Annotated in this window: 28 protein-coding genes; 14 read left to right on the forward strand and 14 right to left on the reverse strand. The window is 67.5% G+C overall.

Going from position 1 to position 25,077, the window contains the following annotated elements:
- Positions 1 to 17: 17 nt before the first annotated feature.
- A complete protein-coding gene (locus tag MUG96_RS06215) occupies positions 18 to 2,036 on the reverse strand; it encodes an AMP-binding protein (RefSeq protein ID WP_246987507.1) in 2,019 nt (672 codons plus the stop codon).
- A 64-nt stretch (positions 2,037 to 2,100) separates the two neighbouring features.
- A complete protein-coding gene (locus tag MUG96_RS06220) occupies positions 2,101 to 2,979 on the reverse strand; it encodes a DUF7551 domain-containing protein (RefSeq protein WP_246987509.1) in 879 nt (292 codons plus the stop codon).
- A gap of 123 nt (positions 2,980 to 3,102) precedes the next feature.
- Here MUG96_RS06220 and MUG96_RS06225 point away from each other — a divergent pair, with 123 nt between their 5' ends.
- The 3 genes from MUG96_RS06225 to MUG96_RS06235 all read left to right on the forward strand — a co-directional run bounded on the left by MUG96_RS06225 (position 3,103) and on the right by MUG96_RS06235 (position 6,032).
- Positions 3,103 to 3,687, forward strand: a complete 585-nt coding sequence (locus MUG96_RS06225) for a GNAT family N-acetyltransferase (RefSeq protein ID WP_246987511.1) — start codon at positions 3,103 to 3,105, stop codon at positions 3,685 to 3,687.
- Positions 3,688 to 3,813: 126 nt separating this feature from the next.
- On the forward strand, positions 3,814 to 5,493 hold the full coding sequence (locus MUG96_RS06230; RefSeq protein WP_246987513.1) for an acyl-CoA mutase large subunit family protein: 1,680 nt from the start codon (positions 3,814 to 3,816) through the stop codon (positions 5,491 to 5,493).
- A 128-nt stretch (positions 5,494 to 5,621) separates the two neighbouring features.
- Complete coding sequence (locus MUG96_RS06235) at positions 5,622 to 6,032, forward strand: DUF2178 domain-containing protein (protein WP_246987515.1); 411 nt, start codon at positions 5,622 to 5,624, stop codon at positions 6,030 to 6,032.
- 1 nt (position 6,033) lies between these two features.
- Here the strand turns inward: MUG96_RS06235 and MUG96_RS06240 are convergent, their stop codons facing one another.
- Complete coding sequence (locus MUG96_RS06240) at positions 6,034 to 6,765, reverse strand: GNAT family N-acetyltransferase (protein WP_246987517.1); 732 nt, start codon at positions 6,763 to 6,765, stop codon at positions 6,034 to 6,036.
- 98 nt (positions 6,766 to 6,863) lie between these two features.
- On the opposite strand from MUG96_RS06240, the gene mce reads away from it, so the two are divergent.
- Positions 6,864 to 7,250, forward strand: a complete 387-nt coding sequence (mce, locus tag MUG96_RS06245) for a methylmalonyl-CoA epimerase (protein WP_246987519.1) — start codon at positions 6,864 to 6,866, stop codon at positions 7,248 to 7,250.
- Between the two features lie 23 nt (positions 7,251 to 7,273).
- Here mce and MUG96_RS06250 read toward each other — a convergent pair whose 3' ends face one another.
- The 4 genes from MUG96_RS06250 to MUG96_RS06265 all read right to left on the reverse strand — a co-directional run bounded on the left by MUG96_RS06250 (position 7,274) and on the right by MUG96_RS06265 (position 10,039).
- Positions 7,274 to 7,858, reverse strand: coding sequence for an NUDIX hydrolase (locus tag MUG96_RS06250; RefSeq protein ID WP_246987521.1), 585 nt, complete (start codon positions 7,856 to 7,858; stop codon positions 7,274 to 7,276).
- Between the two features lie 86 nt (positions 7,859 to 7,944).
- Positions 7,945 to 8,889 carry an alpha/beta fold hydrolase gene (locus tag MUG96_RS06255; protein ID WP_246987523.1) on the reverse strand — a complete coding sequence of 315 codons (945 nt, stop codon included), beginning with the start codon at positions 8,887 to 8,889 and terminating at the stop codon, positions 7,945 to 7,947.
- Between the two features lie 37 nt (positions 8,890 to 8,926).
- A complete protein-coding gene (locus MUG96_RS06260) occupies positions 8,927 to 9,349 on the reverse strand; it encodes a hypothetical protein (RefSeq protein ID WP_246987525.1) in 423 nt (140 codons plus the stop codon).
- Between the two features lie 48 nt (positions 9,350 to 9,397).
- Complete coding sequence (locus MUG96_RS06265) at positions 9,398 to 10,039, reverse strand: ferredoxin--NADP reductase (protein ID WP_246987527.1); 642 nt, start codon at positions 10,037 to 10,039, stop codon at positions 9,398 to 9,400.
- Positions 10,040 to 10,135: 96 nt separating this feature from the next.
- Here MUG96_RS06265 and MUG96_RS06270 point away from each other — a divergent pair, with 96 nt between their 5' ends.
- On the forward strand, positions 10,136 to 11,902 hold the full coding sequence (locus MUG96_RS06270; protein ID WP_246987529.1) for a 2-oxoacid:acceptor oxidoreductase subunit alpha: 1,767 nt from the start codon (positions 10,136 to 10,138) through the stop codon (positions 11,900 to 11,902).
- Positions 11,903 to 12,766 (forward strand): 2-oxoacid:ferredoxin oxidoreductase subunit beta, encoded by an 864-nt coding sequence (locus MUG96_RS06275; RefSeq protein WP_246987531.1) that lies wholly within the window; start codon positions 11,903 to 11,905, stop codon positions 12,764 to 12,766.
- 137 nt (positions 12,767 to 12,903) lie between these two features.
- On the opposite strand, the gene MUG96_RS06280 is transcribed toward MUG96_RS06275, so the two are convergent.
- The 3 genes from MUG96_RS06280 to lipP1 all read right to left on the reverse strand — a co-directional run bounded on the left by MUG96_RS06280 (position 12,904) and on the right by lipP1 (position 15,530).
- Positions 12,904 to 13,989: a hypothetical protein gene (locus tag MUG96_RS06280; RefSeq protein ID WP_246987533.1), complete on the reverse strand. Its 1,086-nt coding sequence runs from the start codon at positions 13,987 to 13,989 to the stop codon at positions 12,904 to 12,906.
- A gap of 104 nt (positions 13,990 to 14,093) precedes the next feature.
- Positions 14,094 to 14,528 (reverse strand): GNAT family N-acetyltransferase, encoded by a 435-nt coding sequence (locus MUG96_RS06285; protein WP_246987535.1) that lies wholly within the window; start codon positions 14,526 to 14,528, stop codon positions 14,094 to 14,096.
- A 39-nt stretch (positions 14,529 to 14,567) separates the two neighbouring features.
- Positions 14,568 to 15,530: a LipP1 family hormone-sensitive lipase gene (lipP1, locus tag MUG96_RS06290; RefSeq protein WP_246987536.1), complete on the reverse strand. Its 963-nt coding sequence runs from the start codon at positions 15,528 to 15,530 to the stop codon at positions 14,568 to 14,570.
- Between the two features lie 248 nt (positions 15,531 to 15,778).
- On the opposite strand from lipP1, the gene MUG96_RS06295 reads away from it, so the two are divergent.
- The 4 genes from MUG96_RS06295 to MUG96_RS06310 all read left to right on the forward strand — a co-directional run bounded on the left by MUG96_RS06295 (position 15,779) and on the right by MUG96_RS06310 (position 19,114).
- Positions 15,779 to 17,077, forward strand: coding sequence for a digeranylgeranylglycerophospholipid reductase (locus MUG96_RS06295; RefSeq protein ID WP_246987539.1), 1,299 nt, complete (start codon positions 15,779 to 15,781; stop codon positions 17,075 to 17,077).
- 100 nt (positions 17,078 to 17,177) lie between these two features.
- Positions 17,178 to 17,966, forward strand: coding sequence for an aldo/keto reductase (locus tag MUG96_RS06300; RefSeq protein WP_246988637.1), 789 nt, complete (start codon positions 17,178 to 17,180; stop codon positions 17,964 to 17,966).
- Between the two features lie 118 nt (positions 17,967 to 18,084).
- A complete protein-coding gene (locus MUG96_RS06305) occupies positions 18,085 to 18,840 on the forward strand; it encodes a hypothetical protein (protein WP_246987541.1) in 756 nt (251 codons plus the stop codon).
- Between the two features lie 73 nt (positions 18,841 to 18,913).
- The gene (locus tag MUG96_RS06310) at positions 18,914 to 19,114 is read left to right on the forward strand and encodes a DUF7333 family protein (RefSeq protein ID WP_246987543.1); all 201 of its coding nucleotides are present in this window, start codon (positions 18,914 to 18,916) and stop codon (positions 19,112 to 19,114) included.
- 10 nt (positions 19,115 to 19,124) lie between these two features.
- Here the strand turns inward: MUG96_RS06310 and MUG96_RS06315 are convergent, their stop codons facing one another.
- The 4 genes from MUG96_RS06315 to MUG96_RS06330 all read right to left on the reverse strand — a co-directional run bounded on the left by MUG96_RS06315 (position 19,125) and on the right by MUG96_RS06330 (position 21,368).
- Entirely contained in the window at positions 19,125 to 19,625 is a 501-nt protein-coding gene (locus MUG96_RS06315; RefSeq protein ID WP_246987545.1) for a DUF7122 family protein, read from the reverse strand.
- Entirely contained in the window at positions 19,622 to 20,530 is a 909-nt protein-coding gene (locus tag MUG96_RS06320) for an RsmB/NOP family class I SAM-dependent RNA methyltransferase (RefSeq protein ID WP_246987547.1), read from the reverse strand. The genes MUG96_RS06315 and MUG96_RS06320 overlap by 4 nt, the downstream gene beginning before the upstream one ends.
- A 117-nt stretch (positions 20,531 to 20,647) precedes the next feature.
- Entirely contained in the window at positions 20,648 to 20,932 is a 285-nt protein-coding gene (locus MUG96_RS06325) for a hypothetical protein (protein ID WP_246987549.1), read from the reverse strand.
- A 100-nt stretch (positions 20,933 to 21,032) separates the two neighbouring features.
- The gene (locus MUG96_RS06330) at positions 21,033 to 21,368 is read right to left on the reverse strand and encodes a DUF6114 domain-containing protein (protein WP_246987551.1); all 336 of its coding nucleotides are present in this window, start codon (positions 21,366 to 21,368) and stop codon (positions 21,033 to 21,035) included.
- A 78-nt stretch (positions 21,369 to 21,446) separates the two neighbouring features.
- Here MUG96_RS06330 and MUG96_RS06335 point away from each other — a divergent pair, with 78 nt between their 5' ends.
- From MUG96_RS06335 to MUG96_RS06350, 4 genes are all read left to right on the forward strand, one after another.
- Entirely contained in the window at positions 21,447 to 22,184 is a 738-nt protein-coding gene (locus MUG96_RS06335; protein WP_246987553.1) for a proteasome assembly chaperone family protein, read from the forward strand.
- Positions 22,185 to 22,440: 256 nt separating this feature from the next.
- On the forward strand, positions 22,441 to 22,590 hold the full coding sequence (locus tag MUG96_RS06340) for a hypothetical protein (protein WP_246987555.1): 150 nt from the start codon (positions 22,441 to 22,443) through the stop codon (positions 22,588 to 22,590).
- A gap of 54 nt (positions 22,591 to 22,644) precedes the next feature.
- Entirely contained in the window at positions 22,645 to 23,808 is a 1,164-nt protein-coding gene (locus MUG96_RS06345) for a thiolase family protein (protein WP_246987556.1), read from the forward strand.
- A 70-nt stretch (positions 23,809 to 23,878) separates the two neighbouring features.
- Entirely contained in the window at positions 23,879 to 25,000 is a 1,122-nt protein-coding gene (locus MUG96_RS06350; protein WP_246987558.1) for a pyridoxal phosphate-dependent aminotransferase, read from the forward strand.
- The last annotated feature ends 77 nt before the right edge of the window (positions 25,001 to 25,077 follow it).

Genomic DNA, 25,077 nt, shown 5'->3' on the forward strand with positions numbered 1-25,077 from the left:
TTCGGGGGCAGACTCGATTATCGCGCGTCTTCGATGTCGTCGAGCGCGTCGGGGTTCTCGATGCTGCTCATGTCGCCGAGGTCCTCGCCGGTGTAGGTCGCCTGGACGGCCCGGCGGATGATCTTCCCGGACTGGGTCTTGGGGAACTCGTCGACGAACATGACCTCGCGGGGCCGGAACGGTTTCCCGAGTTCCTCGCCGACCATGTCCCGGATCTCCTCGCGGAGGTCGTCGGTCTCCGCGACGCCGTCCTCCACGATGACGTACAGCACGACGGCGGTCCCGGTGGTGTCGTCGGGGACGCCGACGGCGGCGGCCTGGTTCACGTCGTCGTGTTCCATCGCCGCGCCCTCGACCTCGGCGGGGCCGACCTTGCGGCCGGCGACGTTCAGGGCGTCGTCGGCCCGGCCGTGCAGGAACCAGAAACCGTCCTCGTCCTTCTGGGCCCAGTCGCCGTGGTCCCACATGTCGTCGAACCGCGCCCAGTACTCCTCGAGGTAGCGCTCGTCACCGCTCCAGAGGGACTTGGTCATCGACGGACAGGAGTCGCGCGCGACCAGATAGCCCCGCTCGTGGTCCTCCCTGATCGATTCGCCCGCGGCGTCGACGATGTCGATGTCCATGCCCAGTCCCGGCCCGCCCAGCGTGCAGGGTTTGAGGTCGTTGATGGGCAGTGGCATGAGGAAACAGCCCATGATTTCGGTGCCACCGGAGATGTTGATGATGGGCGTGTCGCCGCCGCCGACGTTGTCGTAGAACCACTGCCACGATTCGGGGTCCCACGGTTCCCCGGTCGACCCGAGCAGACGGAGGCTTGAGAGGTCGTGGCCCTCGACCCACTCGTCGCCCTGCTTCCGGAGCGCGCGGATGGCGGTCGGGGAGATGCCGAACTGCGTGAGGTCGTGGCGGTCGATCATCTCCCAGAACCGGTCGGGCTCGGGGTAGTCGGGCGCGCCCTCGTACATGAAGATGGTCCCGCCGAAGGCGTGGTTGCCGATGAGCGTCCAGGGCCCCATCATCCAGCCGATGTCGGAGACCCAGAAGAAGCGGTCGGCGGGCTTGACGTCGAACCCGAAGTGCAGTTCCTTCGCGGCCTGTGTGACCGCGCCGGCGTGGGTGTGGACGATGCCCTTGGGCTTGCCGGTCGTCCCCGAGGAGTACAGGAGCATCGACTCCTGGTCGCTGGGGAGGGACTTCGTCTCGTAGTCGTCGTCCTGGGGCGCGACGGCGTCGGCCCACCACTCGTCGCGGCCCTCGGTCATCGGGATCGAGAGGTCGGTGTCGGGGTCGCTGGCACCGAGGCGGTCGAAGACGACGACCGACTCCACGTCCGTTTCGGCCTGCTCGATGGCTTCGTCGGCGGTCCCCTTGAGCGTCACCGGGTCGCCACGGCGGAGGAAGCCGTCGCCGGTGAAGAGGACCGAGCACTCGGGGTCCTCGATCCGGGTCGCGGTCGCGTCGACGCCGAACCCGGAGAAGATGGGGACGGCGATGGCCCCGACCTTGAAACAGCCGTAGAGGATCGAGACGACTTCGGGAACCATCGGCATGTACAGGCCAACGGTGTCGCCGGTGTCGATGCCGCGCTCTTCCAGAGCGTTCGCGACCTTGTTGGCCTGACGCTGTAGTTCGTGGAATGTGACCTCCCGGACCTCGCCGTCCTCGCCCTCCCAGATGGTGGCGACCTTGTTGCGCCGTTCGTTGTCGCGGGCGGCGTGGCGGTCCAGCGTGTTGTGGGCGGCGTTGAGTTTCCCGCCGGGGTACCAGTCGCTGAACTGCGGGCCGTCGCTATCGTCCCGCACCTGGTCGTACCCCTCGTAAAATTCGATGTCGAGGTAGTCGACGATCTCGTCCCAGAACCAGTCGACGCCGGACTCGGGGACGCCCTCGATGTCGGTCGTCGTCCGCTCGATGAGTTCCTCGTAGTCGTCGATGTCGTACTCCTGCATGAACTGCCAGACGTTCGTGGACTCGACGAACTCCCGGCTCGGCTCGTGGACGACCTCGTCGATGTCTTCGAGTGACTCCGATGCCATACCGGATACCTCATCCACCGGCGACAAAGTAGTTTCTCCGGTTCCTGTCGGGCCACACACAGGCTCATGCCGCATCGGCGAGTGGGACACACAGGAGGCCGGCCGCGTCGTCGTCGGTCGTCGCCGTCAGGTCGAACCGCCAGGTCCGGTCGGTCAGCCGCTCGGCCGCCGAGAGCCGCAGGGTCGCGCTCGGGAGTCGCCGGCAGAGGTCGATGGCGATGGGCAGCGCGGGTAGCGGCCGGCCGTCGACGGCGAGTGCGTACCCCTCGACGGTCACGCGCCAGGACTGCTGGCCGACCCGGTCCCCCTGGCGCGGGTCGAGTCGGTATCCCTCGACGAGGCCCAGGCGCTGGAGTCGGCCGAAGGTGGCGTCGAGCGGGTCCTCGCTGGTCGATGGCCGCGGGAACTCCGCGGCCGCGCCCTCGAGGACGGTCGCTCCCTCGCCCGGGGAGAGTCTGTCGTCGAGTTCCCGCGCGAGCGTCCCGAGCAAATGGAAACAGAGCGCGTCGGGGTCGTCGAAATCGTCGGCCCGCTCGCAGTAAGCGTCCATCACCCCGGACTCAACGTCCTCGTGGCCTTCCACGGAGAGCGTCTCGAAGACCGCGGCCGCCACGTCGTGACAGTAGCCGGTCAGCGCCGAACGGGAGCGTTCGGGAGCCTCGATTTCGCCGGCCGGCGCTGGCGCGCCACCGTCGAGTTCGTCCGGGACCTCACAGGCGATGAAGTCGTACCACGGCGCACGCGGGTCCCAGCGCCGCAACACGTCGCGGTAGGCGGCGGCCGTCTGGGCCGCCTCCTCCGCCGCCTCCCGGTCCGGGAACCGCTTGCCCGCGACCGGAACCGGGCTGGTCCCCGTGCGACCACAGACCACGCGGAACTCACCTCCCGGCGACGCGAGCGCCTCGATCCGCGCTCTGATCTTGTTCAACGTCGTGCCGACCATCTTTAGGCGTGCCTAAAAAGACTGGCCGAAAATAGATTGCGGTCGGCGTCGCTCCGGTCGTCGGTGGCGACTGGGGGGTGGGGTCCTGCAAACCTTTTATTCGCGGCCCGTCAATCCTTCCGTATGTACGTCCGGGACGCGAAAAACCGCGAGGAGGTCTGGTTGCTGGACCACATCGAGGACATGGGCCTGGACGAGACTGCCTTCCGGTCACGGGACTACGTGATCGCCATCGACGAGGAGACCAACGAGAAGGCGGGATTCGGCCGGATTCGCGTACACAAGGCCGAGGACGAACCGGACCGCTGTGAACTCACCTCCATCGGGGTGCTCTCGGACTGGCGCGGACAGGGTGTCGGCGCCCACATCGTCGAGCGACTCGTCCAGATGGCGGGCGACGAGGGGTTCGACACCGTCTACGCGCTCACCGACGAACCCGATTACCTCTCCCAGTTCGGGTTCGAGCCGCTCCCCGTCGAGGAACTGCCGGGAAAACTGCAGGACCGCCTCTCGGCGAAACGCGACGCGAGCGCCCCGGACGCGGTGCCGTTGACCCTCTCGACCGGGGACTTCGAGATGCCCCAGCGGTTCCGCCAGGCGTTCAAACAGGCCGCCCCCGACGCCGGGACGGACGAACCCGAGGAAGGCCCAGAGGACTTCGGGATCGACCCCGACGAGGCGACCTACAAGTACGATACCGGCCGGTGACGGTACCCGTACCGGCGAGGTTCGTGTCCTCGATACACTCGACATCGCCCCTGCAGTCCCGGGTCAGGTGTAAACGGCCGACCACGTCCCGAGGGTTTTACGCGGCTGGGGGTGCAGGGGGTAGGTATGTTCGACGAGGAGGACCTCCGGGAAATCCGTGCCGCCAAATCCGAGTGGGAGGACGAGGACGTCCAGCCCACTGTCGAGCGGTTCGGTGAACGGAAAGAAGAGTTCACCACGGACACCGAGGGACACACCGTCGACCGCCTGTACACGCCGGCCGACGTCGACGATCTCGACTACGAGGAGGACCTCGGCTTCCCGGGGCAGCCCCCGTACACCCGCGGGGTCTACCCGACCGGGTATCGCGGCCGACTCTGGACGATGCGCCAGTACGCCGGGATGGGCACCGCCGAGGAGACGAACGAACGGTTCCACTACCTGCTCGACGAGGGACAGACCGGGCTCTCGATGGCCTTCGACCTGCCGACACAGATGGGGTACGACTCCGACAACGAGATGGCCGCCGGGGAGGTCGGGAAGACCGGCGTCGCCATCGACTCCCTGGAGGACATGGAGCGGGTCTTCGAGGGCATCCCGCTGGACGAGGTGTCCACCTCGATGACCATCAACGCGCCCGCGTCGGTCCTGCTCGCGATGTACATCGCCGTCGGCGACAAGCAGGGCGTCGACCGCGAACAGTTGCGAGGGACCATCCAGAACGACGTGCTGAAGGAGTACATCGCCCGCAACACCTACATCTACCCGCCGGAGCCGTCGATGCGGATCATCACCGACATCTTCGAGTTCTGTGCCGAGGAGACCCCGAGTTTCAACACCATCTCGATTTCGGGCTACCACATCCGCGAAGCCGGCTCGACCGCCGCCCAGGAGATCGCCTTCACCCTCGGGAACGGCATCGAGTACGTCCAGGCCGCCATCGACGCCGGCCTCGACGTCGACGAGTTCGCCCCGCAGCTATCATTCTTCTTCGCCTCCTACAACAACATCCTGGAGGAGGTGGCGAAGTTCCGGGCGGCCCGCCGGCTCTGGTACAAGATCATGGAGGAGCGGTTCGACGCCGAGAACCCCAAATCGAAGCAGCTGAAGTTCCACACCCAGACCGCGGGATCGACGCTGACGGCCCAGCAGGTCGAGAACAACGTGGTCAGGGTCGCGTACCAGGCACTCGCTGCGGTCCTCGGTGGCACCCAGAGTCTCCACACCAACGGGAAAGACGAGGCCGTGGGTCTCCCCACGGAGAAGTCAGTCAGGACGGCCCTGCGAACCCAGCAGATACTCGCGGAGGAGTCCGGTGCGGCCGACACCATCGACCCGCTCGCGGGCAGTTACTACGTGGAGAACCTGACCGACAGCGTCGAGGAGGACGCCCTCGACATCATCGACCAGGTCGACGACCGTGACGGGATGCTCGATGCCATCCAGGACCAGTGGGTCCAGCGACAGATCCAGGACGTGGCCTTCGAGCGCCAGCGCGAACAGGAGAACGACGAGCGGATCATCGTCGGCGTCAACGACTACACGGTCGACGAGGAGGAGGACGTCGACATCGAGGAGGTCGACGAGCGACTCGAAGGCGAGCAGATCGACCGCATACGGGAACTCCGGGAGCGCCGCGACTCCGAGGAAACCGAGGCGGCGCTCCAGGCGGTCCGTGACGCCGCCCGCGGCGACGAGAACCTCATGCCGTACCTGATCGACGCCGTCAAGGCCTACGCCACGACCGGCGAAATCTGCGACGCGATGCGGGACGTCTTCGGCGAGTACAAGGGCGGCGGCATCTGAACGGCCGATTCGACGGTTTCCTCCGTGTTTCTCGACCTGACAGTGAACGGTAGGGTCAAGTACGTGGTGTAAAGTGTGTTTTACTGTAAAACAGACTTTACAGAAGAGCGCTTTACAGGACTCGACGCATGTCATCCACACACCCCGTTCGGAAAGGACAGCGGTACAAGCGCCTCCTCCTCGGTCTCGTCGCGTTCGGCGTCGTTGCGCTGTTCGTCGGTATCGGGATCGTACAGAACTTCGCAGGACTGGTCGTCTACGCCGCCGCCCTCGGTGCGACTGGACTGACGCTGTACGGCCAGTTCAGCGAGTCGATTACGTTCTCCGACGAACGCGAGCGGCGATTGAACGAACGCGCAAGCAACGCCGTGGTGTCGCTTTTCTCCTACGTCGGCCTGCCGACGGTCGTCGTTCTCTACCTCCTCGACGCGACCGGCCGGTACGTCGTCGGACCGACCGTCTGGGGGGCGATCTACGCCTTCTCTGCGTTTTACCTGCTCTGGAACGCCGTCTACGTGGCCTTCCGGGTCCGGTCGTGAGTCACTCCAGCGCGATTCCCATCATCATCTCGTCGACGGGTTCGCCGTCGATGCGGTAGTGGTCTTCGCGGACGGCCTCGATCTCGCCGCCCAGCGACTCGAAGAAGGCGAGGGCGCCCTCGTTGGTCGCCGGAATGGAGTTGTACACCTTCGCGAGGTCCTGCGCGCGGGCCCAGTCGAGCGCGCGCTCGACGAGCCGCCGGCCGATCCCCTCACCGCGGTACTCGGTGACGAGGCCGACGGTCAGCTCCGCGGTGTGTCTGAGCTTCTCGATTTCGGGGACTTCGAGGTGGACCCAGCCGACCACCTCCTCTTCGACGGTGGCGACGAAGAACACGCGGGACTCGAACTCGTTGTGTCGCAGCAGCGACCCCTCGTAGTCCAGTTGCGAGGCGACGCTCTCGGCCTCGATGTAGGCGCCCTCCTCCGTGACCTGGCGCATCGTGCCGACGATCCCCGTGATGTCGTCCTGTCTGGCCGGCCGGATGGTGACCGCCAGCCCGTCCAGCTCGAACTCGTCGTCCACGCCGGGTTCGAGCGCGATGGACAGTTCGCCCTCTCGCTCCTCCACGTAGCCGTCGCGTTTGAGCAGGGAGAGGTAATGCCCGAAGGGCCGTGGCTCGTAGCCGAGCGCGTTCCGGACGCGTTCGGGGTCGACGCTCCCGTGGCGCTCGACGTACTCGTAGATGCGCTGTCGGTCGTCCGCCAGGTCGATGGGTTCCAGCGATTCCATACCCCTACCCTGCACCGCACCGCCCTTAATTCTTGACACGCGTTAGCACTACACGCTCGACCACGACCGTATTTAGGCCCGGGCGCCGACGGGCCGATATGCACTTCGATCACGCGGGTATCGCGACACAGGACGCGGACGGACTGGCCGCCCAGTACGAGTCGCTCCTCGGCGCGCCCGTCGCACACGTCGAGGAGTTCGACGGGATGTCCGTCGTCTTCCTCGAACTCGGTGACGGCTACTTCGAGCTACTCGAACCACTCGACGACGAGGGCGCCATCGCCTCCTACCTCGACCGGAACGGACCGGGCATCCATCACCTGGCGCTGGCGACCGACGACATCGATGGCGCGCTGGAGCGGGCCCGCGAGGAGGGTGTCGAACTCATCGACGAGGTGCCACGCGAGGGTGCCTGGGGCCACGAGGTGGCCTTCCTTCACCCCGAGTCGACGGGCGGCGTGTTGCTCGAATACGTCGAGCACTGACGGTGTCGCGGCCGGTGGTGGCGCTACCGCCGCCAGTCCGCCGCGCGGAATGCGTTTTCGGGTTGCATCCGCTCGGGCGGGTCGGCGAACCACGCCGCGCCGTTGAGTTCGCCGGGCTGGATGGTCAGGTGCCCGCCCTCGTAGGTCCCGTCGAAGAACGTCCACAGCGAGTGGAGCCGTTCGTCGTGGTCGCCCTCGGAGACAGTCACCCGCCGGCAGACGAGGAACGGCCGCGTGACCGAACAGTCGATGCCGGTCTCCTCGCGGACCTCGCGGACGGCCGCCTCCTCGCAGTTCTCCCCGCACTCGCGGCCGCCGCCGGGGAGTCCCCACCGGCTCGACCCCCGCCCGAGGACCATCAACACGCGCTCCCGGTCGGCCTCGGGGGCCGCGAGACCGTCGCTCGGCGGCGGTGCCGCCGACGGCTCCCGGACCACCCAGACGTAGCTGCCGCCGCTGTATCCCTCCCGGGAGAGGGCGCGGAGGTCGGGAAACACCCCCGCCGGGACCGTCTCCCGCTCGTCCCGGACCGGCACGTCACCGTATTCCCGCTCGAGTCGGTCGAGCCGTTCGTCGACCTCCGCCCGGTTGATTTCGGCGGCCGGCATACCCGCCCGTTCTTCCCTCTCGCTGAAATGTTTTCGGAACCGACGGTCTGTCCGCCGTCACCAGCCTCTCGGCCGGTACTCGCGGTTCAGGCCGTCAGCGTCTCGACCATCTCGCTCTCGTTCTCCTCGACGACCGAGAGGTGGTCGAGGTCGGGGTAGACGTGCGTTTCGGCGGTCGGAATCTCGCGGGCGAGGTACAGCCCCATCTCCGGCGGGACGAGCACGTCGGCTTTCCCGTACCAGAGGTAGACCGGGACCTCGATGTCGTCGAGGTCGAACCCCCACGGACTCCCGTAGATCGCGGTCTCCTCGACGAGCGGGTCGAGTCCGTGGTGGCGGCGGGATTCGAGCATACTCGCGTGAATCGTCTGCCCGACCTCGCCGCGCCACAGGTCCTCGTCGGCCGGCGAGGCGCTGTCGGCCATCTCCTCGAGGAACGCCTCGCGGCCGGCGAGCGCCCGCCGGCCGAGCAGCCACAGACCGAGTTTGCTCACCGGCGCCGTGAACCGCGCGGCGTAGTACCAGAGCCGGTCCCGCAGGCCGACCGAGGCCATCGGGGCGACGCCGCAGGCGATGCCGGCCCGCTCGACCCGGTCGGGCAGGAGCGCCGCCGAGACGGCGGCGTACGGGCCACCGCCGGAGATCCCGAGCACCGAGAAGGAGTCGATGTCGAGGGCGTCGGCCACGTCTTCCAGGTCCGCGGGCCAGTCGGTCAGCCGTCGGTCGGGGTCGGGCGTCGACACGCCGAAGCCCGGCCGCTCGGGCGCGACGACGCGGACGCCCTGCTCGCGGCCCACCTCGTCGAACAGCGCGCCGAACACTCGCGAGTTCGGGAAGCCGTGGAAGACGAACAGGGGCGTGCCGTCCGGGTCGCCGACCTCGGCGTAGCCGATCTCCCGGCCGTCGGAGACGGTGACGGTTTCGGGGTTCTCGGCGATCTCCTCGGCGAGTTCGACCATACTCGAGGACGGTGCCGCCGGCTCGCGGGTCTCCGAGACGAACTCCCGGAGTCGTGCAGTCAGTTCGGCCATACGTGGGGACCGTCGCGGCGGGGTAAAAACTCTCCCGTCAGTCCCGCGCCCAGGCGACGGCGTCGTCGAGGTCGCGGACGCTCTCCACCGTCGCGCCCGGAACCTCGACGTTCGATCTCACCGCCATCGCGGTGGTCCCGTCCGACACGAAGCCGATCCGGTCGACGCCGGTGTACTCGCCGTTTCTCGACCACTCCTCGTCCATGTACTCCTGGGTCTCCGCGGGGAGGGTCGTGTCGTCGCCGAAGACGGCGAGGGTCGCCGTGATGTCGGCACGCTTCCCCCGCTCCCGGTAGTGGTCGCTTGCCGCTTCGAGGTCCTCGTCGGTGTATCCCTGCCAGCCCTGCATGAACCAGATGCCGACGGTCCCTCGCTTCTCGAACTCCCATTCGGACGCGTCCGGGCCCGGGACGCTGTCCTTGGATTCGGACGGGGCCGTCTGGGCGGACTGGCCGATCATAACTGTCTCACCGATTACGGCGCTTCGAAACGGGTGGGGGTCGGTCCCTCAGCCGAAGTTCTCGACTTTCGCCCCGTCGGGGTCGCCGCCGGCGGCCTCGATGGCGCCCGTGGCGGCATCGAGGAAGTCAGCGAAGCCGTAGACGAAGACCTGTTCCCCGTCGCTGCCGGTCACCACGTCGCCAACGGCGTCGGCCATGTCGTCGTCCGCGTCGAGGACGTGGACGGTCGCGCCGTCGGCATCGAGGGTGTCGAGGTCCGCCTCGTGCAGCGGCGTCTCGTCGCGGTAGACGACGGCCGCCTCGCCGCCGTCGTTCAGGGCGCGGCGCGCGATGCCGATGGCGGGGCCGACGCCGGGCCCGCCGGCGAGGACGACGACGCGGGGGTCGTCCTCGTAGTAGGCGTTGCCGTAGGGACCGGACATGGTGAGGGTGTCGCCGGCCGAGAGGTCGGCGAGCAGGGGGCCGAGCGTCCCGTCGGGGTCGATCTCGACGGTCACGTCGAACGTCTCGGCCACGTTCGGCGAGGAGATGGTGTAGAAGCGGGACTCGTGTTCGCCGTCGACCTCGGTGCCGAGTTTGACGAACTGCCCGGGGCGTGCGTCGAAGCCCTCGGGGGACTCGAACGCGATGGCGATGGCGTCGGGACCGACCGACCGTACGGAAGCGACGGTCACTGTCACGTCTTCCATGCGGTCGCATCGAGTTCCCGGCGAAAACACCTTTCGTTTCTGGAAAAACCCCATGCAGAAGGCTTTTGCTCCGCGGGTGGGAAGCGAGTAGCTAGTATGCCCGAGGACCTGAACTGGGCTATCGGTGGTGAGGCTGGCGACGGGATCGACTCTACGGGCAAGATTTTCGCGCAGGCTCTGTCCCGTGCCGGTCGTCACGTCTTCACCTCGAAGGACTTCGCGTCGCGTATCCGCGGTGGGTACACGGCGTACAAAGTACGAACGTCAGTGAACCGTGTCGAGAGCGTCGTCGACAGGCTCGACGTCCTGATCGCCCTCACGGAGCGGACGATCCACGAGAACATGGACGAACTCCACGAGGGGAGCGTCATCATCTACGACGGCGAACGGACGACGATGCAGGACGTCGAGATCCCGGAGGGGATGATCGGCCTCGACGTCCCGCTGAAATCACTCGCCGAGGACGCCGGTGGCGCCATCATGCGCAACATCGTCGCGCTGGGTGCCGCCTGCGAGGTGGCCGAGTTCCCCATCGAGAACCTCGACGAGTCGCTCGAAAAGCGCTTCAAGGACAAGGGACAGGCCATCGTCGACAACAACCAGAAGGCAGCCCGCATGGGGCAGGAGTACGTCGCCGAGGAGACCGACCACGAGTTCGACTACGAGCTGGAGACGACCGACGAGGACTACGTCCTGCTGAACGGTAACGAGGCGCTCGGCATGGGGGCACTCGTCGCCGGCTGTCGGTTCTACGCCGGCTACCCGATCACCCCGGCGACCTCCATCATGGAGTATCTCACTGGCCGACTCGACAAGTACGGCGGCAAAGTCGTCCAGGCCGAGGACGAACTCGCCGCCATCAACATGGCCCTCGGCGCGGCCCGGGGCGGCGCTCGCGCCATGACCGCCACCTCCGGTGCCGGGATCGACCTCATGACCGAGACGTTCGGGCTGGTCGCCACCAGCGAGACGCCGCTCGTCATCACCGACGTACAACGCTCGGGTCCCTCGACCGGGATGCCGACCAAGCAGGAACAGGGCGACCTGAATCAGCTGCTCTACGGCGGCCACGGCGAGGTCCCCCGCTTCGTCGTCGCGCCGACCAACATCTCGGAGTGTTTCTGGAAGACGATCGAGGCGTTCAACCTCGCGGAGAAGTACCAGACGCCGGTCTTCCTCGTCTCCGACCTCGCGATGTCCGTCACGGAACAGACGTTCCCGCCGGAGACGTTCGACATGGATCAGGTGGAGGTCGACCGTGGGAAAGTCGTCGACGAGAGCGAGATCGAGTCCTGGCTCGACGAGCAGGGCCGGTTCCAGCCCCACTTCGCCGCCGCCGACGGCGTCAGTCCCCGCGCGATCCCCGGGACCGAGGACGGCGCCCACATGACGACGGGGCTCGAGCACGACGGTCTCGGCCGTCGGACCGAGGACGAGGAGGTCCGCGTCGAGCAGGTCGAGAAACGCCAGCAGAAAGTCGACACTGCCCGCGAAGCGGAGGACTGGGGGTACCGCGAGTTCGGCGACCCCGACGCGGACACGCTCGTCCTCTCGTGGGGGTCGAACGAGGGTGCGATGCGGGAAGCCCTCGAGCTTCTCGACGAGGAGGGAACCGACGTGCGTTTCATCTCGGTGCCGTACATCTTCCCCCGGCCCGACTTGTCCGAGGAGATCGAAGCGGCGGAGGACGTGATCGTCGTCGAGTGTAACGCCACCGGCCAGTTCGCCGACGTGCTCGAACACGACACGCTCACTCGCGTCAAGCGGATCAACAAATACACCGGCGTGCGATTCAAGGCCGACGAACTCGCAAAGGCAGTCGAGGAGAAACTCGCGGAACCAACCGAAGTGGAGGCAGAATAAATGAGCTCAGACGTTCGATTCACGGACTTCAAATCCGACAAGCAACCGACCTGGTGTCCCGGCTGCGGTGACTTCGGGACGATGAACGGCATGATGAAAGCCCTGGCGAACACCGGCAACGACCCCGACAACACGTTCGTGGTCGCCGGTATCGGCTGTTCAGGGAAGATCGGCACCTACATGCACAGCTACGCGCTCCACGGTGTCCACGGTCGCGCCCTGCCCGTGGGCATCGGGACGAAGTTGGCAAACCCCAACCTCGAAGTGATGGTCGCCGGCGGCGACGGCGACGGCTACTCCATCGGGGCCGGCCACTTCATCCACGCCGTTCGCCGGAACGTCGACATGTCCTACGTCGTCATGGACAACCGCATCTACGGGCTGACGAAGGGGCAGGCTTCCCCGACCAGTCGCGAGGACTTCGAGACGTCGACCTCGCCGGACGGGCCGAAACAGCCGCCAGTGAATCCGCTCGCGCTGGCGCTGGCGGCCGGCGGCACCTTCATCGCCCAGTCGTTCAGTTCGGACAGCCAGCGCCACACCGAGATCGTCAAGCAGGCCATCGAGCACGACGGGTTCGGCTTCGTCAACGTCTACAGCCCGTGTGTGACGTTCAACGACGTCGACACCTACGACTACTTCCGGGACACCATCGTCGACCTGGAAGAGACCGACCACGACCCGACCGACTACGACGACGCGAAGTCGGCTATCCTCGACGCCGACAAGGAGTACCAGGGCGTCATCTACCAGGACGAGGGGTCGGTTCCGTGGGAAGAGCGGGAGGGCCTCACCGAACCGATGTCCGACATCCCCGACGGCGCGCCCGACGACGCGATGGACCTCGTCCGAGAGTTCTACTAAACGTGGGTGAAAAGCCGGACGCTCCCTGCGGTCGCGTCCGGTACGACGTACTCGTGACCGAACCGCGCGTCTCCGGCGCGCTCCGTACACCTACCTCCCGGCAACCGCACCGCGACCGCCACGCCACCGCACCCCGTTCAGGCGTTCGCGATGAGCAACTGGAGCGCTTTCGGGAGCGCGATGCTGAGCAACAACTGTGACCAGATGCTGAACGTCGCCGGGTACTCGCTGGTCGCGTTGACCCGGTCGATCCGCTCGCGGAGGTCCTCGACCTCCTCGCGACAGTCCGCCGGAATCTCGTAGGCTTTCACGTCCCACGGGTTCTCGATGTACTCCCGCAGGCGGGCCTCGAGCCGCCGTATCTCCGCACGTTTCTCCCGGTGCATGAACCGGTGGAGCGTGAACACCGCGAACGCGACGGTGCCGACGGTCAGGACCCAGATTGCAGTGAAGATGACGCCGGCGGCCGCGGAGACCGTCCACGTCGAATCGACGAACGGCGCGTAGGTGATGAGCGCGTACCCGACGAGCCCGACGACGATGTAGTAGTACGCTTTCTTGATAAGTTCGCCGAGCGGCCTGAGACCGCCGACACCCTGTGGGTCGAGGAAGTGTATTCCGACCGTCGACCGTGCGAGCCGCCACGGCGCGAGGAACTCTATCGAGACGTAGACGGTGAAAAACTGGACGACGATAGGGAGAAAGACGAACGGGAACAGGACGAAGTTGGCGATCATATCCGTGACGCCGAACGCACCCATGTCGAGGACTGCCCGGCCGAGTTGGAGCGGCGCCCCGACGGCGAACAGCGCCCACGGGAGCCACGTCGGCACGGGGTCGAGCAGCAACTCCGGGTCGTCGGCACGTGCTTCGACTGCCATCTCCGTCATCACCGTGTCGTACTCGCGATGGAGCGACCGCGCACCGTAGACGGCCGCGAACAGCAGGAACGGCTGGAGCGCGAAGTAGGGGTTCTCCCTGTATATCAACGGGACGCCGTTGAGCAGGTTGTACGAAATCGTCAGGGCGTTCGACAGGACTATCGTGACGACCGCGTACAGGTACGACGGGGGGAGGTCGCCGGGGACGCGCTCGGCCAGCCACCCGAACCCAAATAGCCGGGCGAATCGGTCGAGCCAGAGGTCGGTGTCGGTATCGGTCGCTGCCTCTCCTGTGGAGCCGCCGACGGTTCCGTCCGCCCCGCTATCGATTCCCGTCTCCATGCCCCGATTTTCGCGACCACCCTGTCAAAAAACTTCGACGGTTTCGCTCCCCGAAACGCCCCTGGCGTCGGCGTTTTGCCGGTGACGGCTCGGGGTCGATTCCGCTACAATTCCTTTTGCATCTCGACGTGGGGGATACCCGCGTCCTCGAACTCGTCGCTCACCGTCTCGTAGTCGAGCCGCCGGTAGAACCCCTCGACGTGCGTCTGGGCGTGGAGGACGAGCGTGTCGAGGCCCCGGTCGCGCGCGGTTTCCTCGACGGTCGCCATGACCCTGCGTCCCCACCCCTCGCCGCGGCGGGACTCGCGGATGGCGACGCGCTCGACCTTCCCGGTCTCCGGTTCGACGTCCCGCAGGCGGGCCGCGCCGATGGCCTCGCCGTCGTCGGTGGCGACGAAGTGGACGGCCTCGTCGTCCTGTCCGTCCCGCTCACGGGCCTCGGGGACGCCCTGTCCGTCGACGAAGACGGCGTGCCGGACGGCGAAGGCGTCGGCGCGCTCGGCCTCGGTATCGGCGACGCGGACGCCACTCGCTGTCATCGTCCCGTCGAAGGGCCGCCGGGCGAATAAGTCCCGCGTTCAGGCCCGGTGAATCTGCTCGACGACTTCCTCGACCCCCTCGTAGGTGTAGTCGACGATGCCCTCCATGTTCAGGAAGCCGTGGATCATCGTCTCGTGGTTGCTGTACTCGACGTCGACGCCGGCCTCGGCGAGGCGGGCCGCGTAGGCGTGGCCCTCGTCGCGGAGCGGGTCGAAGCCACAGGTCGTGACGTAGGCCGGCGGCGTCTCCGCGAGGGCGTCCTGGCGGGCGTTCATCGGGAACGCCCACGGGTGGTGGGCGTCGAGTTCGTCCTCGATGTAGTGCTGGACGAACCACAGCATGTCCCGCGCGCTGAGGAAGAAGCCGTCGCCGTTCTCCGACCGGGAGGGCATCGGCTCCATGTAGGTCGTCGCGGGGTAGAGCAAGAGTTGGCGGTCGATGTCGGGCATGCCGCGCTCGGCGGCCATCAGCGAGACCGTCGCGGCGAGATTGCCGCCGGCGCTGTCCCCGGCGACGACGAGGCGGTCGGGGTCGCCCCCGAAGTCCGCGGCATTGCGCTCCGCCCACTGGGTACCGGCGTAGCAGTCCTTGAGCGCGGCCGGCCAGGGGTGTTCCGGCGCGAGGCGGTAGTCGATGGAGACGACGACTGCCTCGGCGCGGTCACAGAGCAGGCGACACAGGTTGTCGTGGGTGTCCATGTCGCCGAGGACGAACCCGCCGCCGTGGAAGAAGGCGACGGTTGGAAACGGCCCCTCGCCCTCGGGCGCGTAGACGCGGGCAGGGATCGGGTCCTGCCCGTCCTCGAGCCCCGGGACCGACACGTCCTCGACCGTGTCGACGTCGACGGGATCGCCGGCAGCGAGGTCGACCATGATCTCCAACTGGCCGCGGGCCTCCGCGACGGTGTCCGCCGACAGCGTGACGTCGTAGTCGTTGAGCAGGTCGAGCATGTTCTCGACGTGCCCGTCCAGTTCCCCCCGAACCGGCTGGTCCTCGAACATACCCGCGATATGTTCCGAGACCACAATTAATCTTTCACCCCTGATCCGAGGTGTAATTTCAGCGCCAGGGCCGCTCTCCGGGGTTTGGGGCAGAACTGTCCAAGATACGTTCTTTTTTATGAGATGGGCATCAATTACTCGTTCGATGACTGCGCAGTTCGACGCCCGCCCCGAGGGTGACGACACGGGGACGGACGCCACGTCGACCGGTTCGGCCGTGACGTCCGCTGCTGCCCTGCTCGACACGCATGAGTGATCACTACGACGTAATCGTCGCCGGCGCCGGCCCGGCAGGCGCCCAGTGCGCCCGCGACGTGGCGAAACGCGGCTACGACGTGCTCGTCCTCGAAACCGAGGCCGAAGACGAGTTCCCGCGCCAGTCCAACAAGTCGACCGCCGGGACGTTCCCCTCCATGATGGCCTCCTTCGGCGTCCCCGACGACGTGGTGATGAACTTCACCGACCGCGTCGTCCTGGAGTCGCCGAACGAACACTTCGTCCGCGATCAGGCCGGCGCGGTGCTCGAGTTCGCCGACTTCAAGCGCTGGCTCGTCGCCGAAGGCCGTGACAACGGCGCCGACTACCGGTTCGACGCCAGGGTCTCCGGCCCCATCATGGACGACGGCGAGATCGTCGGCGTCGAGTACAACGGTGGGGAGGAGGTCTACGGCGACATCGTGATCGACGCGACCGGCCCCGCCGCGCCGCTGGCGAAGGCCCTCGACGTGACCGGTCTCGAACGGAAACACCAGGCCATCGGTATCGAGTACGAGTTCGAGGGCGTCGCGATAGACCACCCCGAGTACGCCGACCTGACCGATTCGATGATGCTCCGGCTCGACCACGACATCGCGCCCGGCGGCTACTCCTGGATCTTCCACACCGGCGGGGACACCGCCAAGGTCGGCGTCTGTTACATCCAGAACGAGACCTACCAGACCTACGGCCAGGAGGGAATGACCATCGACGATTACCTCGAGTACTGGCTCGACGACGACCCGCGCTTCGCCGAGGCCGAGCGCCTCGAAGGCAAGATGCACCGCGGGTCGGCCCACATCCAGATGCCGAACTCGCTCAGCACGGACAACTTCATGGCAATCGGGGACACGGTGCCGACCGTCGACCCGCTGTGGGGTGAGGGCATCCACAAGTGCATGGAGTCGGGACGGGTCGCCGCGATCACGGCCGACCGGTGTCTCACGCCACGGGACCCGGACACCTCCGCCGCGGAGATGACGATCTACGACGAACTCTGGCACGACCGGGTCGCGCCGCGGATGGACGCCCGGCTCAGGATGACGCGCCTGCTGTACCTGGCGCCCAACGACCGGTACGACCGGCTCATGCGCGACCTCCAGCACGCCGACGAGGACACCCTGGCCCGCGCCAACGACGGCGACTTCCTCGCCATCACCCGAATGTTCCACCTCTCGGACGCACCCCTGCTCGGGAAGTTCGCCCGTCAGCGACTCGACGAGGCGGCCGACGTCGACGCGGGGTCGGGACTCGCGTCCGTGTCCGCCGCGGTGCTGAAGAAGTTCCTGTGACCGTCGCCCCTTTCACAACCCCTTTGGGTCCGAGCACCCTGCGTCGTCCTGTATGTCTCACCAGCAGATCGACCCCGACAGCGTGCCATACGCGGGACAGATGCCGATGCTCGGCCTCGGTACCTGGGAGAACGACGACGCGGACCAGTGTACCGAGAGCGTCCGCACGGCCCTGGAGACCGGGTATCGCCACATCGACACCGCACAGGCCTACCGGAACGAGGACGCCGTCGGCGAGGGCATCGCGGCCGCCGACGTACCTCGCGAGGACGTCTTCCTCGCGACGAAGGTCTGGATCTCGAAGCTCGCCTACGACGACGTGCTCGAATCGACACGGGACAGCATCGACCGGCTCGGCGTGGACTACGTCGACCTCCTCTACATCCACTGGCCGGCCGGCGAGTACGACCCCGAGGAGACGTTACAGGCCTTCGACGAACTCTACGACGAGGGGACTATCGAGGCGGTCGGCGTCTCGAACTTCGAGCCCCACCACGTCGACGAGGCTCGTGACCACCTCGACGCGCCGGTGTTCGCCAATCAGGTCGAGATGCACCCGATGCTCCAGCAGGAGGAGCTACGGGAGTACGCCGCGGAGACGGACCTGGAACTGGTCGCGTACTCGCCGCTGGCCCGCGGCGAGGTCTTCGAGAACGACACGCTGGTCGACATCGCGGAGAAACACGACGCCAGTGCGGCCCAGGTCAGCCTCGCGTGGCTCCGCGAGAAGGGCGTGACGGCCATCCCGAAGGCCACGAGCGCGGCCCACATCCGCGACAACTTCGGGAGTATCGACCTGGCCCTCGACGACGAGGACGTCGCTGCCATTGACGACATCGACACGGTCGACCGCCGGGTCCATCCGGACTTCGCGCCGGACGCCTGGTAGGGGCCGACGGGGACCGTCGGAGTACTGGTGGGGGATTCCGTCGCGCCGCTGGGGGCGATGTCTGACGGACGTCACGGAGGCCAGAACGGTTAAAGCGCGGCGACTGTAACCGGGCGATATGGCTGCGGCCAACGAGTCGGGTCTCATCGACGGCGTCCGCTTCGACGTCAAGCGGATGCACGAGACGTGGATGGAGTTGTTCTTCCCGCGACAGCGCGAGGCCGCCGGCTCCGTGCTCGGCAAATGGAAGCCGAAAACCTCCCGCGAGAAACTCACCTACAACGCGTGGTACTACCTCGGCATCCCCATCATCGCGGTGGTCTATCCGCTGGTCCTGCTGGGCTATCTCCTGCGGTTTCAGGCCCGTCGTCTCGACAGCGCCGCGCTCCGACTGGGCACCGTCGGCGTGTTCCTCTTCCTGCTCGTGCTGTGGGGCGGGCTGACGGCACTCGCGTACGCGCAGTTCTCCTTCGCCGGGTTCATCGCGGTGGCGGCCGCGTCGGCCGTCGCCGTCCTCTGTTCGTTGCTCGCGCTCGGCTTCCGGTTTCTCGGCGGGCGGGTCACGACCGTCGTCTTCGCCTATCCGTTCGCGATGACGGCCATCTTCCTCCCGCCGTCGGTGGCGGCGCTGTACTCGCCGACGGTCGCCGACGCCGTCTTCCCCTACAGCGAGAACATCGCCATCTACATCCTCGACAACTACCTGACGTTCGCGGACGTGAACACGTACCTCCGGACCCGGTACAATCTGGAGGGCATCGCCTACGCCGGGATGTGGTTCGGTATCGCCGTTCCCCTGGGCTGGCTGCTCGGCATCCTCGTGACGCTCGCGGACCTCGTGCGTCCGAAGCCGCGGGATGCGGACGAGGACTGAGGCCGCCGATCCGGAAGCCGGCGAGGCCGACCCATGACGCAACCTCTTTTTCCGTGCCGTCCTCAGTACGCGTATGGACCTCGATCTCCCGAAGACGGCCGCACTGTTCGCCCTGATCGTCGCCGTCGGTGTCGGTGGCCTGATCGGCTCACCCGTGCCGATGGGGACGGATACCATCCTGATGATGGTCCTGCCATCGATGGCGATTTTCGGCTTCATCTGTCTCGTTATCGGCGTCAAACACGGTGAGTACCGCGCCAGCAGCGCCCGATAGCCCCGACGGCCTACAGGTCCCGGCGCCGCCCTTTCGGAATCTGTGACCGCAGTTCCCCGTGGACGTAGAGGCCGACACCGACCGGTTCGCGCTCGTCGGCGAGGTCGTGGGTGACGATCAGGTAGCCCCAGTCGCCGTCCCAGTCGAGTTCTTGGTCTTCGCCAGCGACGAACGCCTCGGCCTCGTCGCGGGCGAGGTGGAGCACGTTCTCATCTGCGAGGGACCCGAACCGCTGGACTGCGTTTGTCGTCGGCTTCCAGTGTTCCTGGCGCGTCCGGAGGAACTTCATCCCGAGCCCTTCCACACCGACGGGGGAGTCGGTATCGCTCGCGAACGCCCAGATTTTCCCCTTGCCTTTCTCCCAGAAGGTGTACCCGTCGAACGCCTCCCGGGGGACTCCGAACCGTTCTGCCCACCAGTCGAGCACTTCGGCGCGGGTCGCCCGTCGTTCGAGGTCGCGCTCGCTCTCGTCGGCGGGTAGCCGGTCGAACTCCTGGCCCGAATTGCTCATTCGGCCACCTCCAGTTTCGCGCAGAAGAAGCCGCCCGTGTCGTTGTGGTGTGGGTAGATGCGCTTCGCGGCGGCCACCTGCGGGTCGAACTCCTCGCCCTGCCACTCGGTGACGCCGTCGACGTGGGAAAGCGGGAGGTCGTAGTCGACGACGGCGCAGTCCTCGGCGTCGAGGACGTGGTCGAGGACGGCCTCGTTCTCCTCCGGCGCGAACGTACAGGTGGAGTAGACGACGGTGCCGCCCGCGCGGGTGGCCTGGACGGCCCGCGTGAGGATGCCCTTCTGGACGCCGGCGGTCCCCTCGACGTGGTCGAGCGACCAGTCCTCGAGCGTGTCGGGGTTCTTCCGGACCGTCCCCTCACAGGAGCAGGGGACGTCGACGAGTGCGCGGTCGTACGCCTCGCCCGCCCAGGGCTTGAGCGAGTGATTGCGGGCGTCCTCGTTGGTGATGCCGAGGTTCGTCACGCCGAGGCGTTCGGCGTTCGAGCGCAGCGCCGAGATGCGCCCGAGGTTGGTGTCGGTAGCGACCAGCAGGCCGCGGTCGTCCATCAGGGCCGCGAGCTGGGTGGTCTTGCTTCCCGGGGCGGCACAGGCGTCCCAGACGCGCTCGCCCGGTTCTGGGTCGAGGACGGTCGCCGGCACGGCCGACACTTCCTCCTGGCCGTGGAGCCAGCCGTGGAAGTACGGCCAGTTGGCCCCCGGTTGCGTCTCGGGGAGCCGAAGGAGGCCGGGATGCCAGTCGCAGGGCTCGACGGCGATGTCCTCGTCGGCGAGCGCCTGCCGGGCGCGGTCGGCGGTCGTCTTGATGGTGTTGACCCGGACGACGGATGGAAGCGGGCGCTCGCAGGCCGCGACGAACGCCTCGAAGTCGTCGACGATGGGTTCGTACCGCTCCAGGACGTCCATTACCGGCCGTTCGTCCCGGGCGATAAAAACGTCGGTCATCGCGGCCCGCACGCTCGGTCGGGGCGGCGCCCGGACACGAGCGGATGCGGGCGCCCGGTACCGCCCGCCGCCGGCGGGTCAGTACGTCTCGTCGGTCAACTCGGCCAGGTGGTCCTCGATCTCGGGGAACTGCTCCGTGTCGACGAAACCGTAGTTCGAGCCGCCGTAGAACGATTCGGGAATCTCGGTGTCGACCAGCAGGTGTTCGGCGTCGCCGTCGACGTGGTTGACCTTGTCCATCGGGACCAGCCGGACGCTGTCGGTCTCGGCCCGGACGCAGACGACGACCGAATCGCGGAGCAGGACCGCGTCGAACTCCTGCGGTTCGTACTCCGCCGCTGTGAAGAGTGTGATGGCTCCCATGGGTTCAGTGAGTGGGGCCAGCGGCAAAACGATGCCGTCGATACCGTGCTGCCCGTCGGTTTCTCTTCGGCCCGTCCCTCCGTCACCGACGGCATCCCCGTCACTCCTCGGGTGCCGGCCGCCACGCGATGCAGATGTTCCCTCCGAGCAGACCGAGGACGAGGCCGACGACGAGGCCGCCGAGCGCGCCGAAGATCGAGAGGACCGATAGCGCCATCGCGACGACACCCAGTTCCGTCGAGAACGACGGGGCGACGTGGACGCCGACACCACAGCACGCGAGCGCGCCCCCGACGAGGAACCCGACGACCGGCGAACCGCCGCCGATGATCGACAGCAGCCCCTCGAACCGGAGCGGGACGTAGGCGATCACCGCCCCGGCACCGATCAGAACGAGCGGACCGAGTATCGGCCGCCCCCGCGGGCTGTACCCCATAGTCCGGGGTGTGACGGCCAGGCAGTTAACAGTCACCCGACCCCCGTGTTTTTCAGACCGGCTCTCGTTTCCTCCCCCATGGCACACGTTCAGGTCCACGACGATAGCCTCGCCGTCGAGTCGCCCGTCCTCGTCGAGGGACTGCCCGGGGTCGGCCTGGTGGGCAAGATCGCCACGGATCACCTCGTCGACGCGCTCGATATGGCTCACTACGCCACCTGTCACTGTGATGGCCTCCCCGACGTGGCGGTCTACCACGAGGACGAGACCGAGGTCCTCGGCCCGGTTCGGATCTACGCGGACCCGGACACCGACCTGCTGGCCCTCCAGAGTGACGTACCGGTCTCGCCCGCCGACGCCGCGGACTTTTCGACCTGTCTCACCCGCTGGCTCGACGAGCGGGACGCCACGGCGCTCTATCTCAGCGGCCTCCCGACACAGGAGAAGGACAGTCCGCCCGCGCTCCACGGCGTCGCCACGAACGGCGCGACCCCGATTCTGGAGGAGTACGACATCCCGCAGCCCGGGCAGGGAGGGCTGATAAGCGGGCCCACTGGCGCCTTGCTCTCCCGGGCCAGCGTCGAGGGCCTCGACGCGCTCGGGCTCGTCGTCCAGTCGAACCCGCAGTTCCCGGACCCCGAAGCCGCCAGGACCCTGGTTCTCGACGCCGTCGGGCCGATCGCGGGCGTCGAGGTCGACACCAGTAAACTGGTCGAACAGGCCGAGGAAATCGCCGACGCGCGCGAACAACTCGCCAAGCGGATGAGCCAGGCCACCGACGAGAGCTCCCAGGCGCAACCGATCGGGTTCCAATAGTACCTCTTTGCACGCGAGGCGCTCGCAGAGCGCCTCGCGGCAAAAACCCACGCTAAGAACCGCTCCCCGTTCCCGCCGGTCACTCGTCGCGTGCGCTCGCGCAGCGAAGCTGCGCTGCGCGTACAATCGCTTGCCAATCACCGCGACCGCCTCCGCTCCGCTACCCCCACCCCTGCAACCGCAGCCCGCGACCGCCCCGGCACCGACCCGCCTCCGCACCGCAACGCTCTCCCGTCTGCCGCCCGGCGACTCCAGCATGACCGACCACGACGACGAACTCGCGGCGTTCCTGCAGGAAGCCGAGACCGTCTACGAGGAGTACGATGAAGGGTATCTCGACGCCGACGCTGCGCTCCGCCGACTGCGCCCGCTCGTCGAGGACCTGGCGGACGCCGCCGAGGACTGACACCCCGCCGGGGGAAACGGCATACCGGACGCCGTGGAATGTGCATGTGGGACAATGACTGACATCGTTCTGGTCGACGCGGCGCGGACGCCGCACGGGGAACTGCTCGGCTCGCTCTCGTCGGAGACGGCCGTCGATCTCGGGACGGCCGCGCTCGACGGGCTCGTGGATCGGACCGGCGTCGACCGGACGCAGGTGGACTGGGTCGGACTCGGGAACGCCATCCAGGCCGGCGTCGGACAGGTCCCGGCCAGACAGGCCGTCGTGCGCTCGGTCCTCCCAGACGACACGCCGGTGACGACGATCAACGAGGCCTCTGGATCGGGGGTCCGCGCGATAGCGCTCGCCGCCGACCGTATCGCCGCGGGCGAGGCCGAGTTCGCGGTCGCCGGCGGGATGGAATCGATGTCGAACGCCCCGTACCTCCTGCCGGACTATCGCGAGGGGCGTCGGCACGGCGACGGAACGGTGGTCGATTCGATGGTCCGGGACGGCCTCTGGGACATGAACTACGGGGGTCACATGGGCGAAATCACGGAGGACATGGTCGAACGCGAGGGGCTGGACCGCGAGGCCATCGACGAGTACGCTCTCCGGAGCCACGACCGGGCCGCCGAAGCCATCGCGGACGGCCGGTTCGACGCCGAGACGGTCGCCGTCGAGACGCGCCACGGCCTGGTCGAGCGCGACGAGGGCCCCCGTCCGGACTCGACGCTCGAATCCCTCGCCGGGCTCCCGACACCCTTCCGCGAGGACGGGACGATCACGCCCGGGAACGCCTCGAAGCTCGCCGACGGCGCCGGGGCCGTTCTGCTCGCCGACCCCGAGGCCGCCCACGAGCACGGTTTCGGCGCGATGGCCCACCTCGTCGACTACGAGACGGTCTACCGCGCCCCGAACGAGTTCAACGAGGCCGTCGGCGACGTGATCGCGGCGCTGCTCGACCGGAACGACCTCGCGGTCGAGGACGTCGACCACTACGAGGTCAACGAGGCCTTCGCCGCCCAGACCGTCTACGTCCGTGACCGACTGGGGATTCCGGCCGACCGGCTCAATCCGAACGGCGGTGCGGTCGCGTTCGGCCACCCCATCGGCGCGAGCGGCGGGATGCTCGCCACGTCGCTGGCCTACGGGATGGAACGCGAGGACGCGACCTACGGGCTGGTCGGGATGAGCGTCGGCGGGGGCGGCGCGATCATGGCGCTGTTCGAGCGGTAAGGGAGCGGTGCTGGCGGGCGACCGCGCCGAGAGGCGAAGAATTATCGGGGCGCGCCACTCCCATGCTCCCATGACGAAGTTCTCCGCTCGCATCGAGGAGGTGTCGATCTCGGGTATCCGCGAGGTGTTCGAGGCCGCCGGCGAGGACGCGATCAACCTCGGGCTCGGCCAGCCGGACTTCCCGACGCCCGACCACGTCCGCGAGGCCGCCATCGACGCTATCGAGGCCGGGAAGTGCGACGGCTACACCTCGAACAAAGGCACGGAATCCCTACGTGAAGCCCTCCACGAGAAGTACGAGCGCGACTACGACCTCGCCATCGACCCGGGCGATTTCGTCGCCACCGCCGGCGGGAGCGAGGCGCTCCACATCGCGATGGAAGCCCACGTCGATCCCGGCGAGGAGGTCATCTTCCCCGACCCCGGCTTCGTCTCCTACGACGCACTGACCCACATCGCCGGCGGGACGCCGAAACCGGTCCCGCTCCGCGACGACCTCACGATGGACCCCACGGCCGTCGAGGAGGCCATCACCGAGGACACGGCGGCGTTCGTCGTCAACAGCCCCGCCAATCCCACGGGTGCGGTCCAGTCCCCCGACGATATGCGCGAGTTCGCCCGCATCGCCGACGAACACGATGTGCTCTGCATCTCCGACGAGGTGTACGAACACATCGTCTTCGAGGGTGAACACCGCTCGCCCCTGGAGTTCGACGAGCGGGGCAACGTCGTCGTCGTCGGCGCCTGCTCGAAGTCATACTCGATGACGGGCTGGCGGTTGGGCTGGATCACCGGCCCCACCGACCGCGTCGAGCGGATGCTCCGCGCCCATCAGTACGGCCAGGCCTGCGCGACCGCGGCCTCCCAGTACGCCGCCGAGGCGGCGCTGTCGGGTCCACAGGACGCCGTCGACGAGATGGTCGCGGCCTTCGAGGAGCGCCGCGACGTGTTGCTCGACGGTCTCGAGGACATGGGCCTCCAGTGCCCGACGCCCAAGGGCGCCTTCTACGCGATGCCCAGCGTCCCGGAGGGCTGGACGGACGCGGTCATCGACCGCGGCGTCGTCGTCGTGCCCGGCGCGGCTTTCGGCGACCACGGCGCGGGCTCTGCCCGCATCTCCTACGCGGTCAACGTCGAGACGCTGAAAGAGGCGCTGGAGGTCATGGACGAGGCGACCGCGGCGGTTCGATAGTACCGGGTGACCCCGCGGATGGGCCAGCGACCGACGGACCACGACCCGGACCGCTCCGACCGCTGATACTGGTACTT

The sequence above is a fragment of the Halorientalis marina genome (genome assembly GCF_023028345.1).
Classification (GTDB): Archaea; Halobacteriota; Halobacteria; order Halobacteriales; family Haloarculaceae; genus Halorientalis; species Halorientalis marina.